Raw genomic sequence first — 17207 nt, forward strand, 5'->3', positions numbered from 1 at the left:
TCCCGGCTTGGCGACGGCGCAGGTCTCTACCGGACACTCTTCGGATCATGGCCGTCAAGCGCAAGAAGACTTAGATGGGGCGCAAGGAGGGGTGAACCTCGCGATGCCTTGGGCCGGGACGCAGGATCAGCTACGAACCCGTTCAGAAGCCGCCGACGCTGCCCGACAGAGAAGCGGCTGCTGGTCTGCGTCGACGACGATCCGAAAGGCCGAGGCGGCGGTTCAGCGCGTGCGTGCAACGCTGCAAGGGCGACCGGTGTCGAGGGTGATGCGGTCGTTCAGCTTGGCTGGCGCCGGCCGTGGCCATCAACTCGCGCCGGAATGTCTGCTGCTCGAAGCGATGGAACGGCCCTCTCGCCCCCTTGCAGCCGCAGGCCAAGCGTCGCGGGCGTCAGCAACGTGGAAGTGCCCAGTTCATCGTGCTGGTGGCAGTGCAGCCAACGATTTGCACTGTGCCTCCGATGGGGTTTCGCTCCGCTGCCCGGTCCTCGCTGGCACCAGGAAAACCCTCTGACGGCCCCTTCACCAGCTTATTAGGATAGCGCTATCCCATCGCTGCGATCCTGGCTCGGCCGAACTGCGGGAACGTGGGCAAGCAGCGCAAAACCAATGCCCAGCAACGGGCACGCATGAAGCTCACCGCGCCGCGCACCGAGCGCACCGGGGCTGCGTGGCAAAAGAACTGGAGACTTCCCCATGACCTTCCATCCCACCGGCCCGCATACCCTCGCGCTTGCCGCCGTGCTCGTCGCCTCTGGTGGCGCTTTTGCCGCCACGCCTGCCGCATCCGTGTCTGCCTACCAAACGCTGCCGGACGATCCGCGCGCGGTCGTCGTGAAGGCGAAGGGCGATGGGGTTGCCGATGACAGCGACGCGCTCCAGCAGGCCATCGACAGCGCCGCCAATGGCGGCAACGGCGGCGTCGTGTTCCTGCCGTCGGGCCGCTACCGCATCACGCGCACGATCCTCATTCCGATCGCCGTGCGCGTGTACGGCATCGGCAAGACCCGTCCGGTGCTGGTGCTGGCGGCTGACACGCCCGGCTTCCAGAAGGGCGTGGCCAACATGGTGATCTTCACGGGCACCGACGCCTACAACATCGGCGGCGTCGCCCAACCTGTGCCAAGTGCCGTGCCGGCCCCCGGCACCCCGGGAGCCAAGCCTGTGCAAGACGCGAACTCGGGTACGTTCTATTCGGTGCTGTCGAACGTCGACTTCGAAGTGGCTGACGGCAACCCGGCCGCCGCCGGCGTGCGCATGCACACCGCGCAGCACTCGAACCTGTCCCACATCGATTTCCGCATGGGCTCAGGTCTGGCCGGCGTCTACCAGGTCGGCAACTACGCTTACGACCTGCACTTCCACGGCGGCCGCTACGGCATCCTGGCCGAGAAGACCTCGCCCGCCTGGCAGTTCACGCTGCTCGACTCCACCTTCGACGGTCAGCGAGACGCCGCCGTGCGCGAACACGAAGCCAACCTCACCCTCATCAATTCGGACATCCGCAACACGCCGATCGGTATCGAGATCGACCGCGGCTACGGCGACTGGCTGTGGGGCTCCGACGTGCGTTTCGAGAACGTGTCGAAAGCGGGCGTCGTGATAAGCAACGAGAACAGCGTCTACACCCAGATCGGCTTCGAGAAGATCAGCGCGAAGAACACGCCCGTGTTCGCGCACTTCCGCGACAGCAGCAGGGATGTCGCCGGCAAGGGCGAGAGCTACCAGGTCAGCGAGTTCACCCACGGTTTGAAGATCGACACGCTGGGCGCCCCCGGGCGCTTCGACACCCTCGTCCACATGACGGCCGGCGCGGCGGTTGCGGCTAAGGCGACGGAAGAGCGCGTGCGGCGCCACCTGCCGCCGGTGAGCGAATGGGCCAGCGTGCACGGCTTCGGCGCCAAGGGCGACGGCACTACCGACGACACGGCCGCCATCCAAAAGGCCATCAACACGAAACGCGTCGTCTACCTGCCGCTGGGCTTCTACGCCGTCAACGACACGATCCGCCTGAAGGCCGACACGGTCCTCATCGGCCTGCACCCGGGCCTGACCCAGCTGATGCTGCGGAACGGCTCCCCGCTGTACCAGGGCGCTGACACGCCAAAGGCGCTGCTCGAGTCGGCCCAGGGCGGCGATGCCTTCATCACCGGCATTGGCCTGGCCACCGGCGAAGTCAACAACCGCGCTGTGGCCTTGCTGTGGCGCGCCGGCGAGCGCTCCATCGTGGACGACATCCGCATCCAGGGCGGCCACGGCACACGCCTGTACGACGGCTCGCGCGCCGACCCGTACAAGAAGACCGGCAACTTCGACACCACCGCCTGGTGGGACCGCCAGTACCCGAGCATCTGGGTGACCGACGGCGGCGGCGGCACCTTCACCGGCATCTGGTCGCCGAGTGGCTACGCGCAGGCGGGCTTTTACGTGACGAACACGAAGACGCCGGGGCGCGTCTACCAACTCTCGGCCGAGCACCACATCCGCAACGAAATCGTGCTGGACGGCGTAGAGAACTGGTCGTTCTACGCGCCGCAGACGGAAGAAGAAGTCCGCGACGGCATGGATGCAGTCTCGCTCGACATCTGCAACTCGAAGCACCTGCTGTTTGCGAACTACCACGGCTACCGCGTGACGCGCTCCATCAAGCCGGCCCCGACCGCCATCAAGATCAGCAACTCGAGCGACATCCGTTTCCGGAACGTGGCGGTCAACGCCGAATCGGGCTTCCCGACCTGCGACGAAAACGGCTGCACCGCCTACCTGCGCGCCTCCAAGTACCCCTACGAGAACGCGATCACGGACGTGACGCACCATCTGCAAGTGCGTGAGCGCATGTTCGCCGTGCTCGACTACACCGGCAAGCAGACAAGCGCCCCGGCCACGCCGACCCGCGCCAAGGTGGACAAGCTCGAAGACGGCTTCCACTCGATCGCCGGCGCCGCCGTCGACTCCAAAGGCCGCCTGTACTTCATCGACCGCTGGTTCAAGAACATCTACAGCTACGCTCAGGGCGAAGGCCTGAAGATGGTCAGCGACTACCCGCCCGACCCGGTCAACCTGGCCGTGGACGGCAGCGACAACCTGATGGTGCTGTCGTCCGCCGGCAAGGAAGCGACCGTGTACTCGCTCAAGCCCAACGTGCCGGGCGCGACGATCTCCGTGATTTCTCCGACCGCAAACGCCGCGCGCCCTAACGCGCACGTCGCCATTCCGGCCAACTTCTGGAGGAACGGCGAGTTCTGGGACCAGCTGAACTACGACACGATGGAGTTCACGACGCTCAATGAGCTGTTCGTGCGCGACGCGGCCACACCGAAGGCGCGCGAATACGTCTCGCCGGACGGCTCGCTGGTGCTGCCGGCCTTCCGCGTGACGCGCCACGGTTCGCCCGACCACCTGGGCTACCGCTGGTCCCACACGCTGGATACGCACGGCTTCGTCTACGCCGCGGTCGGCCAACGGGCCGTGTTCACCAACAGCTCGGAAAACATCACCTACAGCGGGCTCGTGGGCGCCGGCGGCGCGATCACCGACCTGAAGAAGGTGGCCGACCGCGGCGGCGAAAGCGCGGCGGTCGGGCCGGATGGCAACGTGTATGTGGCCAATGGGCAGATCTTCATCTACGGACCGGATGGCGAGGAGATCGGGCGAATCGATGTGCCGGCGCGGCCACTGCAGCTGATCTTCGGCGGGGCGGACAAGCGGACGCTGTTCATCTTGACGCACCACGCGCTGTATTCGACTCGGATTTGATGCGCGGTCGGCCGACTGCCACGCTGTCACCGCTTTCAGCCCCACGGCATAGCGACTTCATCGTCCTGCACTACCACCTCACCCGCCGCGACGACAGCCCCTTCGGGCGCCACGTGCGCACGATGGACGTGCCCGAACTGCTGCGCCGCAAGCTCGACGCGTTCGGCCGCGCCGGCCGCCTGCACCAGGCGCACCGCGACCTCTTCGCCGACCCGAGCTGGCTGCAGGTGATGGTGGGCCAGGTGCTATTGCCGCACCACCACGGGTGTCCGGGAAGTGCCCGAAGCGGACGTCGGCACAAGGCCTGCCAGGCCTCCAGAAAGCTGCCGGTCAACGGTCGATATGAGCCGGGCCGCCAGGCGTCGGCTGGATAGAACTGCTACGCCGCACCGCCGCCCGCATCAGGCGGTGGACCGCACAAACGAATGCGCCGACGGAACCGACGACCATCAGCAGCAAGCCCCACATCGCGAGGCAGGTTAGCGCAGATTCTTCGTCTAACTTGGAGCCCGACGACGAGAACATCATGGCCAGCGCGATCAGGAGTGCAAGCGCCAAAACTGCAAGCATCCGGCCAACCGTACCGGTTCGCGACGCGGGCCGCAGTAGCACGACCGATGGCGCTACGACAACGAGCGCTGCTACCAAGACAGCCACGATGAATCCTGCGCTCATAGTTGCATCGACGGCTCAACGTGCGAATTCAGCGGACCAGCCACCGTAGCTGGCGCAGGTCAGATGCAATGAAAGGTTAAGCCGCACTGCCGTGGCCTCCAGTGGATTCCGAAAATTTCTCAAGGAGCGGCAACAGATCCGAATAAATCTGCACATGCAAGTCGGCACCCGAGTGCCGCGCGGCACGAGCCTTAAAGAACAGCTCCGCTCGGACTTCCTCTAGCGTTGAACGCGGAGCGCGCCGCGCTATATCCGCCGCAGCCTCGAAGGAGCCGAAGACCCCGTATGCATCAAACGACATGGCGTAGGCAAATATGTCGGCGGGGTCGTGTGCAGATGGAAGCAACAAGAGTGCGTCTTAACGTTGGCGCACAGCGGGCGGCGCAGCCGTCCGCTGCAGAAAACGGTTAAGCGACTGGCCCTTCGCAGGAAGGCATGTCTTCACTTGAGTCAGCTTCACAGATCGAGGAAGCCTTGCCAATGTCCATCGCGCTGTCCGCCGGCGCTGGCCGCACGAACAATTGGCCCATCGGCGAGATCTTGATTTGCTCGATACGTCGAAGTGCCACTGTGCGCTTCCTGCTGTTTAACGTGCGAGTTCAGCGGGCGGCGAAGCCGTCCGCCGCAGCAAAAGGTTAGCCAGCCTACGACGTGCCATAAGTGCATTGCGCCGCGCTAGCAAAAATGCCTTTGAGTGATGCGGGACGCGGATATAGAGCTGCAACGCAGCTCGAACTCGCCCTTGGTCAAAAAGTGAATTGGCGATGTTGTAGAGCAGATCCCCTCTGCGCTCCCATTCCGAACGAGCGCGAGCGCGCCGAAAGTATCGTTCCGCCGCGCGCGCTTTGCCTAACTCGCTGAAACACGAACCAAGAGCCCACAACGTATCGACATCGTCGGGAGCCAAGCGTAGCGCTTTGAAGAACGCTCGCTGAGCGGACCTCAAGTCGCGAGTGCGATACAACGCGTCGGCTTCGCGGTAACACGCCAGGTGCTGCTCCCACGCTTGTGCTTCGTTCATACGCTTGGCTGGCTAACGTTGGAGTTCAGCAGGCGGCGGAGCCGTCCGCTGCAAAGCAGGGTTAGCTGTCAGCATCGTGCGTCCTGAGATAGTTCGCCAACCTTGCAAGGAGATTCTCCTCGTCGCGATAGAACACTGCCTCAAGCGCGGCGAATCTAGCGCCCTCGCGGATGCCTTCCAGTACATGCTGGCGCTCGGAGCGGTCCATGGGAGGCATCGCAGCTGGAAACTCAGCATTTGCAGCCATCAGCAACGAAGCTGTATTGCTCGCGCCTATGGCCTCTAACGCTTCAACGGTTTGAAGGGCCAAATCACCTGCCGAGTTGAAGTAGTACTGGTCGAAGCCTCCGTTGTTTACCTCGGCCTCAAGCATCCACACACCAACAGCAAGAGCTTCTAGACCAGTAAGCCCACGTGGTCCGGACGCGATGTACTTGTCGATCCACGGATCGATGCGCTCCAAGACGTAATCGAGATCGCTCATGACGGCTAACGTTGAAGTTGTGGGGCGGCGAAGCCGTCCCACACAAATGACAAGTTAGCCATCAACGCGGGCATTTCCTCAAGCCTCGCACTGCGCAAGCCTATTGATTTCGCGCGCGGTGTACAACGTAAACCGGCTCGGCTTGAAGTCGACGAAATTGACGACTAGTCGCGTCACTCGGATTCGGGCGCCTTTACGCAGCGGCGACAGCACATGGACCGCACCTGCTCGTATTGCCGTGCTTGCTGACTCAACTAGCTCTGTGTCGGTATCCGCCGGCTCGACGGCTTCGATTGATACCAAGACTTCGTCCGCGAGCGTCAGTTCGACGTCCGCATTAAAGATGCAGACATAGCTCCCGCCGCTCGCAGCCTGATTGACTTCGTGGACGCTGAATCGCATGGCTTGATGGCTAACGTACTACCTAAGCGGACCAGTCAGTCTAGCTGGCGCAGGTTCGCTTGGGCGAATGGTTAGCCATGCAGCCACGCACAGCAAGGCTCCATTCAAGAGCAGCCCGCCGGGCATTGCCGATGGAAGCGCCAACTGCGACAGCACGACCAACAGAGCGGCGCCGATCACGAGCCATGCAACCCAGCGAACTCCGCGCCAAAGCGCGGGCAGAGCCAATAAGGCAACTACTCCAAGGACTCCAAGCTGAACCATGGACTCCCAGGGAATTGGCACGCGATAGCGACCCAAGATGTTGTGCCACCACAGCATCGGGGATGCGGCCACCCAAGCGACTGCAATAACAACGACGACTCTCGCTAAGCGCGACATGCTGCTGGCTAACGTCGGAGTTGACCGGCGCGCACCGGTGCTTCGCCGCTTGGCGTAGTCGCACGCCTTGCGGCGAAGTGCCGGTGCGTGTCCGTGTCGAACAACCTGTTGGACCGCGTGAAATCAAGCATGCTTGTCAGTCTATCTCGTCGTCGCTGATGGCCAGGCGGCATGAGTTGCCACCAGCCCTTGCAACTGACTTCGCTTCTCCGGCGTTGGCGCCGCGAGGGTCGCGCAGAGTTGATCGGACAAGCACTCAGCCGCGCTCTTGCTCTCTGCGTGCGCTTGGAACTCAAGCATTCGAATGGCTCCGTCCGTTTGCCCTGATCGGATTGAAGCAAGCAGGGATGCGTACAGTTTGATTTGATCGGCGCTGGCGCTCACCTGTACGAAGCGCGCTCTCTCAGCTTCTTTTTTGGCGGCATTTTGCTCGGCGATGCGCTTGCCGGCAAAGAAGGCAGCTGCGACTGACACTGCAACCAAGAGCGGCAGTACGCCCCCAGGCATCTTGACTACGAACATGCGTCGAACATCACTCATGGGTTGTCGGTCCAACGCGACAGCTCAGCCACGGCCGTAGGCCGTCGGCTGGAGCGCCCGGTTAGGGCGGGATGGACTACCAAAGCACTGGCCCCTCATCAGGCCGAGCAACAGCTGACTTGAACGCCAGCGGATTGGTGCCTGGGTAACCGGCACGCGCCGGGAGGCAAAGCCGACCAGAGCGTGTCCGGTTAACAAACTGGTTAGTCATTACACTCTGCTAGGACGATGTCCGGCTCGAGTTCTTCTGTAGTTCAGCGAGGATTTGGTCAAGCTTGCGCTCAGTGTGGAGATTGGCGGCACCGACAAAGAACCAAACACACGCGAAGTTCACGAGTGGGATTGCACCCAGGATCGTCCATTTGACAACGTTACGCCCCTTCTCCTTCGCCAAGAAGAAGGAGCCTACCGAGACAAATAGCGACATGAAAATTAGCGGTAGCAATGAAATGAAGATGGACGGCTCGTGCTGCGGTTGCATGGTGCTCCTTTGGGTTTTGCGATTCGAGAGTTCAGGCGCCGCGGTGGTGGGTGATGCCTAACGTTGGAGCTCAGGGGACGGCGAAGCCGTCCGCTGCAGCGACTGGTTATGCGGATGGAGCCGAGGACGTTGCAACAAGGCGCGCCTCCAAGAATAAAAGTGATGCTTGCCAATGAGAATCGCCATCCTCGCCGATTCGCTTGATCGTGCCGATTGCATCTAGAAGGTCGGTGACGGAAGCACCTTGCTCGCATAGTTGAATTGACGACTCTTCTGCAAGAACGGTAAGCGATACAAGCACCGATGCTTCCGGTGGATTGGTGCGGCGTACATACGGCTTGCTCAGCATCGCCAGCCCGATGCGCGCTTGTGTCAGCGCACCGCGCATGTCTCCACCATCGCGAAGTCGAAATCCCCGACCGGCTGCGGCGGTCGCGCGCATGGCGGTCGCGAAGCTCTTCGCGGAGTCAAGAAGCCGCATAACGTGCGAGCTCAGCGGACGGCGAAGCCGTCCGCTGCAGCGAAAGGTTGGGCAGCAAATTGGCCGCGACGCTAACTGGGGCCCAGTCACGATGTTCCGGCTCCATGACATGCGCTACCCAGTCTTGCAGGGACGCATAGACCTCGGTCCCCGGCCACGGCAACCGCTCTTGGCCTTTCGACCACGTGAGATGAACATCGGCCACCCTATTGCTGCCATCCAATACTTCGAAAAGAACATCGTCCCCGTTCCCGCGCGCCAACACTTTTAGTGGCACCCCATAGAGCGCGTGCCCTGGCGGGAGTTCGACTTGAAGCTGTCGCAGAAGCCCCTGAGCCAAGCGCTCGCCAATATCGTCTACTGAGATCCATGGCTCTAGCCAATTCACGATTGGTCTTTGCTGCTCAACGTCGGAGATGACCGGCGACCAAGGAACAGGAGCGGCGTAGCCGCGGACGCCCTTGGGCGTCCGTGTCGATCGACTTGTTAGCCCTCATTCCCCTGCACTTCTAGAGTTGGCCCGCCATTCTGTCGCAGTCAGGGCTTCGATTGCTGCATTCATCCGACGGTTGAAGTCTGGCTGCGCACGAACCGCCGGGTTCGAAAGTTCGGCGACAAATCGGTCGAGCACAGAACCGATGGCATGGGCAGCCTCGTGGCGAGTGAGGCCTTGCGCTTGCAGCCGCACCATTGCACGGCAGGTTGGTCCGCTACCCGCGGCGATCTGATTCTCGACGGCGGCATGAAGGGCCGCGTGCAACTTCACGTTCTTGGGCTTGATGCGCGCAGCTTGGTGATAGCTTTGGGTTAGCCGAACTCGCTGGACTTCGGACAACGCCAGCCACTCCTTGGGGTCTGGCGCCACGTCGGGATCGTAGAACGTGCCTGGCATCTTCGATGAGGGCTAACTACTAGTTTATCCAGCACGCCGTGCTGGTTAACTCCGAGAGCTGCTGCTTAACCAGGTCGATCACAGTCACGGTAAGTCCTTGTTCGGTAAAGAGAAATCCTTTGACGAGCAGGATACCACCCCATTAAATTCATGTGGAAGGCGGCAGCGATAGGCGCGACTTTGCCAGCGGCTTGAACCTGGCGCAACGGTGGAAATTGCCGGCGGCGACTTTGCAAAGATTCAGCCCCACGGCCGGGCCGGTTTCCGCATTCCGGCGCCCGCGAGAGGCGGCTTCTTGGCGCAAACCAGACCTCCGAGTCGGCCGCGATGAGCGGCTGCAACCGCTGCACAGCAGCCCTTCGCCGCAAACGTGCTGGCAGTGGGGATCTACCCCCTGCTCTGATCGATGAGATCGGCATGGCAACCGCTCGATGTATCAACGGCACGTTCCTTGGGCCGGTCGCCGTCAAGCTCGTTTGCCGCTTGATCGTGAAGCTTCTGGCGACCGGGCGCGGAGCGGCCCTGCGAGTCACGAGCCATGGCAGCGAGCGAAGCGCCGCGCATCAACGTCCAGAAAGCAGCTCCATGGCGTGCTGATGATCCGCTCGGCTTGTCCAATCAGTTCTCCTTCATGCTCGCCATGGCGGCAGCGCTCCCGCGGACGGGTGTGAGTCGGGTTCATGCAGTCGCTCCTGCCGCCAAATCCCTTGAAGACGGCAAGATCGTCGGCGCGTCGGGCGCAGCACCTCGATGTCCTCCAGTTGGGCCCTGGGGGTGCTGGCGCTTTGCCGTCTTGTGGCCCGGTGAACTGCCCGGGATGCAATCCATCGTCTCGTCGCTTGTCTTTCTGGCTCCTTTCCGAACGACTGCGAAAGCCCCCGTCGTTCGGAAAGTGCGCGGTAAGAGTCGGCCGATGACGATCTCGTCTCCTCAACGACCTTTCAGGGCATCACATGGCACGTTCTCATCACCCGCGCTTGAGCGCTTTCACCACCAGCGGAGCGCGGCTGGTCGCACTGGCCCTTGTCCTCAGCGGCGCTGCATCCACGGCCACCGCCCAGGGCTCGGGCGGTGATGGCGGTTCGCAGGGCACGGAGTGGGGCCTGGGCCTTGGCGTGATCGTCAAGCAAGACGCCTACCGCGGGATCAAGCGGGAGACCCAGGCCGTGCCCGTGCTTCGCTTCGAGAACGAGTACGTGGAGTTCTTCGGACTCGGCCTTGAGGTGAAGCTCCCTGGCCTGAAACTCAGCGAGCGCAGCCGCATCAAGTTCGGCCTCGTGAGCGAGTACGACATGAGCGGCTATGAAGCGAAAGACGCCCCCATCCTCGCCGGCATGGCCGAGCGCAAGGGCGGACTCTGGGCCGGCGCCAAGACGGAATGGGAGAATGAAGTCGTCGATCTCAGCGCGGAGTGGACCGCCGACGCGTCGGGCCACAGCAAGGGCCGAAAGCTCAGCCTGGGCCTGAAAAAGCAGTGGCGCCTGGGACAGAACACCATGGTCATGCCCTATGTGACGGCCAACTTGCTGGACAAGAAGTACGTGGACTATTACTACGGCGTACGAGCCGCTGAAGCCATCGCCACGCGTGCGGCCTATGCCGGCAAGGGCGCGACGAACGTGGACATTGGCATGCGCACCCTGTACCGGTTCGGCGAGCACCATTCGGTGCTACTCGATGTGAGCGTCACGCGACTGGCCAAGCAGATCAAGGCCAGCCCGCTCGTGGACCGCTCCAGCACCAGCAAGGTGATCCTCGGCTACGTCTACAACTTCTGATGAACCGGATCCTGCTGGTCGAGGACCATGAGCGGCTGGCGCAACTTGTGACGAACGGCCTGAGCGCCGCGGGCATCGCCGTCGACGCCGTGCAGCGCATCGACGCCGCCTGGTCCGCCCTCCAGCAGGTTTCCTATGGCGCGCTGGTTCTGGACCGCGGTCTTCCCGATGGCGATGGGCTGGCGCTGTTGAAACGGCTGCGAGACGCCGAACTGAGCATTCCCTGCCTGGTGCTTTCGGCGCGCGATGCGCTCAACGATCGCGTCCAGGGCCTGGATGCCGGTGCCGACGACTACCTGCCCAAACCCTTTGCCATGGACGAGTTGGTGGCGCGCGTGCGAGCCCTGCTGCGCCGGCCTGCCGAGAGCCTGCCCATCGAGCCGGGGCACGGCGATCTCGTGCTGCGCCCTGCGCAGGGCATGCTCCACTGCGGCGACGAATGCGTGTCGCTGGCGGCGTCGGAGATGCAGATCATGCTGTCGCTGGCCCGAAAAGGGGGCGACACCGTTCCCCGCTCGAAACTGGAAGCCGCGGCCTGGGGCCTCAGCGAGGCGGTAACACCCAACGCTCTGGACGTGGCCTTGCACCGCATCCGCCGCAAGCTGCGCGCCATCGGCTCGTGCCAGAAGATCGTCAATGTGAGAAGCCTCGGCTATGCGCTTCGTGAAGATGCAGTGGATGAATAGCCTCAGCGTCAAGGTCGTGCTCGCCTACGTCGGCGGCGCGGTCTTGAGCGTCCTGCTCATCGTGGCCACCGCCTTCGCCATCCTCTATACCGAGGGCGACGTGGTGTATGGCTTCGACGTGGCGGACACCGCGGGCGAGCTCGCCGAAGAGCTCCAGTTCGACAAGGACGGCACGCCCGTCAGGATCGGCGCCGATCCGCTGGACCGCAACGCCGACTTCGCCTTCGACGACGAAGCCAAGCAGCTCTTCGAGAGCCTGAAGCACGAGGCGGCATTCCGCGTGCTGGATGCATCCGGCAAGGTCGTGCTGTCATCCGCACCGGGCGTGACCTTCTGGCCGGCGTCTCACGCGGAGTACATGCTGAAGCCCGGCCGCTACGAGTTCGAGCACGAAGGCGTCACGATGCGCGCTGCCACCGAGGCCGTGGAGCGAGACGGCCGGGTCTGGTACGTGCAATTTGCGATCAGCCGACGCTTCCTGCGGCTGATGTACCAGGAGTTCGCCTTGCCGTTCAGCGCCGTCGGCGTGACGCTGTTCACCCTGGTGCTGCTGCTGGTCTTCGGGCCCTGCGTCTACTTCACGCTGCGCTACGCCCTTAAGCCGGTACACCGGGTGTCGGAGGCGGCCGCCGGGATCTCGCCACGGTCACTGCATGTGCGGTTGAACACCGAGGAGGTCCCGCGGGAGATCGCCCCGTTCGTGGACAGCTTCAATCGTGTGCTCGAACGACTGGAGCACGGTTACCGCGTCCAGCAGGAGTTCCTCGCGACGGCCGCCCACGAACTCAAGACACCGCTCGCGCTGATCCGGGCGCAGGTTGAACTGAGCCCGCCGTCCAGCGAGAGCGGCATGTTGCTCCAGGACGTCCAGCACATGAGCCGGCAGGTGCAACAGCTGCTGCATCTGGCGGAGGCCAGCGAAGCGCAGAACTATCGGCTGACCACCGTGGACATGCACGAGCTTGTGCGCGAAGCCGCCAGCTACCTGCTGCGCATGGCCGAGGCGGCTGACGTGCGCCTGGAGCTTGCCGGGAGCGCGGGCGTCCGCTGGCAGGCCGACCGGGGCGCGCTGTTCACCTTGCTGAAGAACCTGCTGGAGAACGCCATCCAGCACACGCCGGCCGGCACGCTGGTGAGCGTTGACGTCGACCACACCTCCATGACCGTGCGCGACTGGGGGCCGGGCGTCCCTCAGGACCAGATGTCGAGCATCTTCGCTCGCTTCTGGCGTGGCCCCGATCGCCGCGACAAGGGCGCGGGGCTAGGCATGTCGATCTGCCAAGAGATCGCGCAGGCCCACGGATGGACGCTCAGAGCAAGCCGGGCAGAGCCTGGGCTTCGCGTTGTGGTGGAACGACCGGCCGACGCGGGCGGGAACGTGTCGGCTTGAGGCCTTCGCTCCATCGCCCACCACCTCACGACGCCATGGCTGGTAAGTGTTCGGAAAGTGATGGCCGCTGACGATGCTGTCCGCCTGGCCGCTCATACCGAGGGACGCCGGGCCACGACAGCAGCAGGCCCGATGTTCACTGATTCCTCCGTCCATCGCTTTTCGACCCCGGCGCTGCGTGATGCGGCAGCAATCGGGGCAGGATTTCTGCTGCTGGTGCTGTGGGACGTTGCCGGGCTGGACCTTCCGTTGGTGCAGATATACGGCAGCTCGCACGGCTTCGCTTGGAGGAACCACTGGTTGACGGGCGGCGTCTTGCACGGCGGCGCTCGCCTGATCGCGTGGGCCGTGTTCGGGAGGTTGCTGCTCGGGCTGTGGTGGCCAATGCGCTTCGCACGGGGCTTGTTATGTCGCGAGCGCGCTTGGTGGCTGGGGACGACGTTGCTGTGCGCGGCGCTGATCCCGCTGCTCAAGCGCGCGAGCATCACCAGTTGCCCGTGGTCGCTGGCGGAATTCGGCGGAAGCCTTGCGCACTACGTGCCCCACTGGGCGCTGGGAATGAACGACGGGGGCGCTGGCGGGTGTTTCCCGTCAGGCCACGCTTCCACGGCCTTCGCCTTTCTGCCGGGGTGGTACGCCCTTCGCGAAAAAGCCCCGGTCGCGGCCAGGAGGTGGTTGTTCGTGACCGTGGCCGCCGGACTCTGTCTCGGATGGGTTCAAATGACGCGAGGCGCGCACTACCTCAGCCACGCGTCGTGGACGGGCTGGGTGTGCTGGTTGATTGCAGCGCTGTCATTCCACCTCCTGAATTCGAGGTGCCATCAAGACAACCAACGTCGCAAGTGACTGCAGCAAGGCCGACGGCATCTATCGTCAGCAGGTCCTGGAAATGGAATCTCGCCACCACGGGACGCCGCGAGGCCCGGCGTCGACCGACCAAGATGGTTGCAAAGCCGACCCCCGATATTTTGCTCAACCCCGTTGCAGATCAGCGCTTGGGCACAGACACTGGCTGTCCAACTTCTGGAGGTCAGTTCACTTGTTTGGTGGGCACCATCCTGGCCGCCGGCCACCGGGCGTTCAAGGTGAGTTGGCCGGACGCATATCGTGCGCCGCGAATGGCAGCGATGTGCTCAAAGCCGAAGCTCGCGACCGACGACGGAGGACAGCAGCGCCGCGGTTGCAGCCGCTCGTCGCGGCCGACTCGGAGGTCTGGTTTGCGCCGAGAAGCCGCCTCTCGCGGGCGCGGGTATGCGGAAATCTTCGCTGCGCACTGCCGGCGTGGCGTCCGGAGCACTACCCGACCATCGCGGACGCTCGCGAGGTATTCCCGGGCAATAGAACCAACGGGGATCGAACGCATCAACTGCCGTATCGACTGACACACACACGACCCGATCAGCGCACCTCGGATCGGCAAGGCGTGGCGCATAGCCGCTCCACGCGCAGGATGCGGCGCTGGCTGCGGTCGCCTTCGACGTCTTCGACATAGTGCAAGCGCAACAGCACGTCATCGCTGATGGCGAGCGGTGGTTCGCTGCCGTTATGGAAGCCGGAGCCCCCACCGCCACTGCGGCGGTAGACGAAGTCAGTGCCACCGACGCGGAAGCTCTCCCAGGTGGCGCGGTCGTGGCGCTTCGTGCTGGTGTTGTAGACGGCTGTCTGCTGCAACGCATAGGCCTGCACCGGGCCTTCAGCCACGGCGACATCGCCCGCCTGCAGCTTGGCGACCAGCCTGCGCTGGTCCCAGACCGTGGCAGCCACCGCCAGCAAGGCCACACCGATCATCACGACGAAGAAGCCGTGCACCTTGGGCGCCCGACCCGGACGCCGCTGGTAGCACCAGGCTGCCAAGGCCAGGGCAAAGACCCCTGCGGCAGCCATCAGCCAGTAGATTTCAGAAGAGTCTTGCTGCGTGATGTCGTAGACGAGTTCAGTCTGCATGGCGAGGTATCACTGAAATCACTGAAGGGAAGCAAGGGCATCGCAGTACGGCACTGCTTTGGGCCACAGTTTCCAGAGCGCTTGTTTCAGTTGCGCTTCAAGACAGTTCACGCTCCCGGGTCCACCTGTTTCGTTTGTTCAGCGAGGCCATGCAACACAGCGGCTTGTTTCGATGGTTTCAGCTTCGGCATGACGTGACCGGTGCAAACGAAATCTGATTGAAACGTCGCCCAAGCACGATGGCGGAATCGCCCACCCTCGCGGACACCGCCATGACCACATCGAACTTCGTGCAGCGCGACTTCCCCCCGCGCATCGCCAACCTCGGCTTTTCCGTCGAACTGCCCGACAGCTGGCAAGCCCAGGGCTTGCCCGAGGAAGAGCCCACCTTTGACGACGCCACCCGGCTGTTCGGTCTGGCCGCCGTGGCGTCGCCCTATGCCGCCATCATCCTCGTCGCATCGGCCCGGCCGGCCTTCGACGAAGGCACGGTGCAGGACTGGGCGCTGTGGCTGATCCAGCAACACCAGGTGCAGCCCAGCACGCTGGGCCCCGCCAACCTGGGCGACCTGCCCGCCATCGTGGGCCAGTGCGCCGTGCAGGGCGACTTCGGCCCGATGACGATGTTCTTCGCCTTTGCAGAAGACGGCGGGCGGCTGCTGCACCTCAGTGTCATCGGCCCGGACGCGCTGGGTGCGCACGTGTTCGAGGTCTGGCAACGTGTCCTGGCCAGCTTTCGGCTGGCCGCGCCGCAAGGCGCCACGGTGTTGCTGCACGCCCAGCCCGAGGTGATGACCGCGGCGCCAGGCGACGACACGACCCTGCCCGACATCGGCAGCTTCGCCTTGGCCGGTGGCCGCGCCACGCTGGAGCAGACCCATCCCATCAACCAGGCGCTGCTCGAGCAAGGGAAGGGCTTTGCGCCGCGCATCCAGGCGATGGACGAAGACAACGGCCGGGCCTGGGTGGTCAGCCCGGCGCTGCAGGCCGTGCTGGCCGTGCCGCTGGGCTGGCACCTGCTGGACGACAGCCGGCGCTTGCTGCTGCTGCACCCCGACAGCTCGGTGCAGATCAGCCTGGAGCAACTGCCCGCGCCCGGGGGCGACCTGCAGGCATTGCTCAACCGCTTCGAGGCGGAAGCGCGCGCCGCCTACCCCGCGCCGCAGTGCCAGCGCATCGCCAGTGGCGCCACCGTCGGCCTGGCGGTGTTTGACATCGACGACGGCCCCGAGCCGATCGCGCAGTTGCACCTGCTGGTGGCCGGCAATGCGCCCGAGACGGCGCTGCGTGCCCGTGTGACCACCACGCGCGAGCAAGCGACGATGGCTGGCGACCTGGGCGAGGTGCTGCTGTATGGCATCCAGTTCCAGATGGAGTTCGAGCCGCCGGCCCCCGACGACGGCCAGCCCGAATGGGCGCGGGAAGCCGACGCGCTGGAGGCGCAAGACCGACTGGAAGAAGCCGAGCAGGCCATGCGCCGGGGCTGCGACCACATCGGCGTGCTGATCTCCATTGCACACATGTACCGCCGACGCATGCTGCGCCTGGCCCAAGCCGGCGACACAGCCGGTGCAGCACATGCACGCCTCAAGGCGGTGCAATGGGCCCACAGCTACGCGGGCAGCGCTACCAGTGGCGGCGAAGGTGCGGCGCTGTCGATGGAGCGCGACGAATTCATCCGCGACCTGGGCGGCCATAGGTAGCCCGCTGCAACCAACGAAACAAGCCCACGCCCTGCAGGCAACGCGCTTGAAACCCCGACAAGGCATCGTGCCGGCATACCCAACCGGAGCCCTTCGATGAACAACTTCTCCACGGTCCTTGCCCTGCTCGTGATCAGCACTGCGGCCCAGGCCGCCGAACCGCAAGACACCTTGTCGCGCCTGGCCTCGTGCCAGGACTCCTGGCTGGACATGAAGGACGACCCGGCACGCGCGCAGAAGTTTGCCGAGGTCATCAAGACCCACTTCGTGCAGGACGACAGGGCGCCGACGTGGAAGCCGCGTCGGCCGATGAGCTGGCTGGGCAAGCCGATCATCGAGATCACGCCACAGAGCATCGGCATGGGTGTGGGCTTTGCCGTCACGGTCAAGGCGGTGTCCGCCGACGTGAAGCCGGCCTATGAAAAGCTCGTCGGGCAGTCGCTGGGCAACTGCGACAAGAGCGACGGCGCGCTGATGTGTGATCGCCCGATTGCCGAGAAGCGCACGGCCATGCTGACCGCGCCGCTGACCAAGCCCGAGCTCGGCACGATGCTGGGCTGCTACTACTTCTACCAACAGTGACGGCCGCAACC

16 protein-coding genes are annotated in these 17207 nt (G+C 64.0%); 9 read left to right on the forward strand and 7 right to left on the reverse strand.

All coding sequences use genetic code 11. The annotated features are described in order from the left end of the window. The first annotated feature begins 696 nt into the window (after positions 1–696). The 3 genes from AC0IZJ_RS15920 (at position 697) to AC0IZJ_RS15930 (ending at position 5070) form a co-directional block, all read left to right on the forward strand. The gene (locus AC0IZJ_RS15920) at positions 697–3756 is read left to right on the forward strand and encodes a glycosyl hydrolase family 28-related protein (RefSeq protein WP_471851581.1); all 3060 of its coding nucleotides are present in this window, start codon (positions 697–699) and stop codon (positions 3754–3756) included. After that, positions 3756–4130, forward strand: coding sequence for a tryptophan 7-halogenase (locus AC0IZJ_RS15925; RefSeq protein WP_471851583.1), 375 nt, complete (start codon positions 3756–3758; stop codon positions 4128–4130). Before AC0IZJ_RS15920 ends, AC0IZJ_RS15925 begins: the two co-directional genes overlap by 1 nt. 781 nt (positions 4131–4911) lie before the next feature. After that, entirely contained in the window at positions 4912–5070 is a 159-nt protein-coding gene (locus AC0IZJ_RS15930; RefSeq protein WP_471851584.1) for a hypothetical protein, read from the forward strand. Between the two features lie 443 nt (positions 5071–5513). Here the strand turns inward: AC0IZJ_RS15930 and AC0IZJ_RS15935 are convergent, their stop codons facing one another. The 6 genes from AC0IZJ_RS15935 to AC0IZJ_RS15960 form a co-directional block, all read right to left on the reverse strand. Continuing rightward, the gene (locus AC0IZJ_RS15935) at positions 5514–5936 is read right to left on the reverse strand and encodes a DMP19 family protein (protein ID WP_471851586.1); all 423 of its coding nucleotides are present in this window, start codon (positions 5934–5936) and stop codon (positions 5514–5516) included. A 78-nt stretch (positions 5937–6014) separates the two neighbouring features. Beyond that, complete coding sequence (locus AC0IZJ_RS15940; protein ID WP_471851588.1) at positions 6015–6338, reverse strand: hypothetical protein; 324 nt, start codon at positions 6336–6338, stop codon at positions 6015–6017. Between the two features lie 522 nt (positions 6339–6860). Beyond that, positions 6861–7259, reverse strand: coding sequence for a hypothetical protein (locus AC0IZJ_RS15945; RefSeq protein WP_471851590.1), 399 nt, complete (start codon positions 7257–7259; stop codon positions 6861–6863). A gap of 587 nt (positions 7260–7846) precedes the next feature. Continuing rightward, on the reverse strand, positions 7847–8128 hold the full coding sequence (locus AC0IZJ_RS15950; RefSeq protein WP_471851593.1) for a hypothetical protein: 282 nt from the start codon (positions 8126–8128) through the stop codon (positions 7847–7849). A gap of 586 nt (positions 8129–8714) precedes the next feature. Next, on the reverse strand, positions 8715–9113 hold the full coding sequence (locus AC0IZJ_RS15955) for a hypothetical protein (RefSeq protein ID WP_471851595.1): 399 nt from the start codon (positions 9111–9113) through the stop codon (positions 8715–8717). Positions 9114–9642: 529 nt separating this feature from the next. Then, positions 9643–9795 (reverse strand): hypothetical protein, encoded by a 153-nt coding sequence (locus AC0IZJ_RS15960; protein ID WP_471851598.1) that lies wholly within the window; start codon positions 9793–9795, stop codon positions 9643–9645. Between the two features lie 295 nt (positions 9796–10090). Here AC0IZJ_RS15960 and AC0IZJ_RS15965 point away from each other — a divergent pair, with 295 nt between their 5' ends. The 4 genes from AC0IZJ_RS15965 to AC0IZJ_RS15980 all read left to right on the forward strand — a co-directional run bounded on the left by AC0IZJ_RS15965 (position 10091) and on the right by AC0IZJ_RS15980 (position 13813). Further along, positions 10091–10891, forward strand: a complete 801-nt coding sequence (locus tag AC0IZJ_RS15965; RefSeq protein WP_471851601.1) for a MipA/OmpV family protein — start codon at positions 10091–10093, stop codon at positions 10889–10891. Further along, entirely contained in the window at positions 10891–11577 is a 687-nt protein-coding gene (locus AC0IZJ_RS15970; protein ID WP_471851605.1) for a response regulator transcription factor, read from the forward strand. The genes AC0IZJ_RS15965 and AC0IZJ_RS15970 overlap by 1 nt, the downstream gene beginning before the upstream one ends. Beyond that, the gene (locus tag AC0IZJ_RS15975; RefSeq protein WP_471851607.1) at positions 11546–12967 is read left to right on the forward strand and encodes a sensor histidine kinase; all 1422 of its coding nucleotides are present in this window, start codon (positions 11546–11548) and stop codon (positions 12965–12967) included. Before AC0IZJ_RS15970 ends, AC0IZJ_RS15975 begins: the two co-directional genes overlap by 32 nt. 132 nt (positions 12968–13099) lie before the next feature. Further along, positions 13100–13813, forward strand: a complete 714-nt coding sequence (locus AC0IZJ_RS15980) for a phosphatase PAP2 family protein (protein WP_471851610.1) — start codon at positions 13100–13102, stop codon at positions 13811–13813. 552 nt (positions 13814–14365) lie between these two features. On the opposite strand, the gene AC0IZJ_RS15985 is transcribed toward AC0IZJ_RS15980, so the two are convergent. Next, positions 14366–14911 carry a hypothetical protein gene (locus tag AC0IZJ_RS15985; RefSeq protein WP_471851612.1) on the reverse strand — a complete coding sequence of 182 codons (546 nt, stop codon included), beginning with the start codon at positions 14909–14911 and terminating at the stop codon, positions 14366–14368. Positions 14912–15183: 272 nt separating this feature from the next. On the opposite strand from AC0IZJ_RS15985, the gene AC0IZJ_RS15990 reads away from it, so the two are divergent. Then, positions 15184–16614: a hypothetical protein gene (locus tag AC0IZJ_RS15990; protein WP_471851615.1), complete on the forward strand. Its 1431-nt coding sequence runs from the start codon at positions 15184–15186 to the stop codon at positions 16612–16614. A 96-nt stretch (positions 16615–16710) separates the two neighbouring features. Then, positions 16711–17196, forward strand: coding sequence for a hypothetical protein (locus tag AC0IZJ_RS15995; protein ID WP_471851617.1), 486 nt, complete (start codon positions 16711–16713; stop codon positions 17194–17196). Positions 17197–17207 lie beyond the last annotated feature (11 nt).

It is taken from the genome of Roseateles sp. AC306 (assembly GCF_979253795.1).

Bases quoted from the DNA above. Each gene is read 5' to 3' on its own strand.
- AC0IZJ_RS15955 (WP_471851595.1), bottom strand. From the start codon at position 9,113: ATGCCAGGCACGTTCTACGATCCCGACGTGGCGCCAGACCCCAAGGAG.
- AC0IZJ_RS15940 (WP_471851588.1), bottom strand. From the start codon at position 6,338: ATGCGATTCAGCGTCCACGAAGTCAATCAGGCTGCGAGCGGCGGGAGC.
- AC0IZJ_RS15945 (WP_471851590.1), bottom strand. From the start codon at position 7,259: ATGAGTGATGTTCGACGCATGTTCGTAGTCAAGATGCCTGGGGGCGTA.
- AC0IZJ_RS15920 (WP_471851581.1), top strand. From the start codon at position 697: ATGACCTTCCATCCCACCGGCCCGCATACCCTCGCGCTTGCCGCCGTG.
- AC0IZJ_RS15930 (WP_471851584.1), top strand. From the start codon at position 4,912: ATGTCCATCGCGCTGTCCGCCGGCGCTGGCCGCACGAACAATTGGCCC.
- AC0IZJ_RS15995 (WP_471851617.1), top strand. From the start codon at position 16,711: ATGAACAACTTCTCCACGGTCCTTGCCCTGCTCGTGATCAGCACTGCG.
- AC0IZJ_RS15935 (WP_471851586.1), bottom strand. From the start codon at position 5,936: ATGAGCGATCTCGATTACGTCTTGGAGCGCATCGATCCGTGGATCGAC.
- AC0IZJ_RS15975 (WP_471851607.1), top strand. From the start codon at position 11,546: ATGCGCTTCGTGAAGATGCAGTGGATGAATAGCCTCAGCGTCAAGGTC.
- AC0IZJ_RS15980 (WP_471851610.1), top strand. From the start codon at position 13,100: ATGTTCACTGATTCCTCCGTCCATCGCTTTTCGACCCCGGCGCTGCGT.
- AC0IZJ_RS15925 (WP_471851583.1), top strand. From the start codon at position 3,756: ATGCGCGGTCGGCCGACTGCCACGCTGTCACCGCTTTCAGCCCCACGG.
- AC0IZJ_RS15960 (WP_471851598.1), bottom strand. From the start codon at position 9,795: ATGAACCCGACTCACACCCGTCCGCGGGAGCGCTGCCGCCATGGCGAG.
- AC0IZJ_RS15985 (WP_471851612.1), bottom strand. From the start codon at position 14,911: ATGCAGACTGAACTCGTCTACGACATCACGCAGCAAGACTCTTCTGAA.
- AC0IZJ_RS15970 (WP_471851605.1), top strand. From the start codon at position 10,891: ATGAACCGGATCCTGCTGGTCGAGGACCATGAGCGGCTGGCGCAACTT.
- AC0IZJ_RS15990 (WP_471851615.1), top strand. From the start codon at position 15,184: ATGACCACATCGAACTTCGTGCAGCGCGACTTCCCCCCGCGCATCGCC.
- AC0IZJ_RS15950 (WP_471851593.1), bottom strand. From the start codon at position 8,128: ATGCGCGGTGCGCTGACACAAGCGCGCATCGGGCTGGCGATGCTGAGC.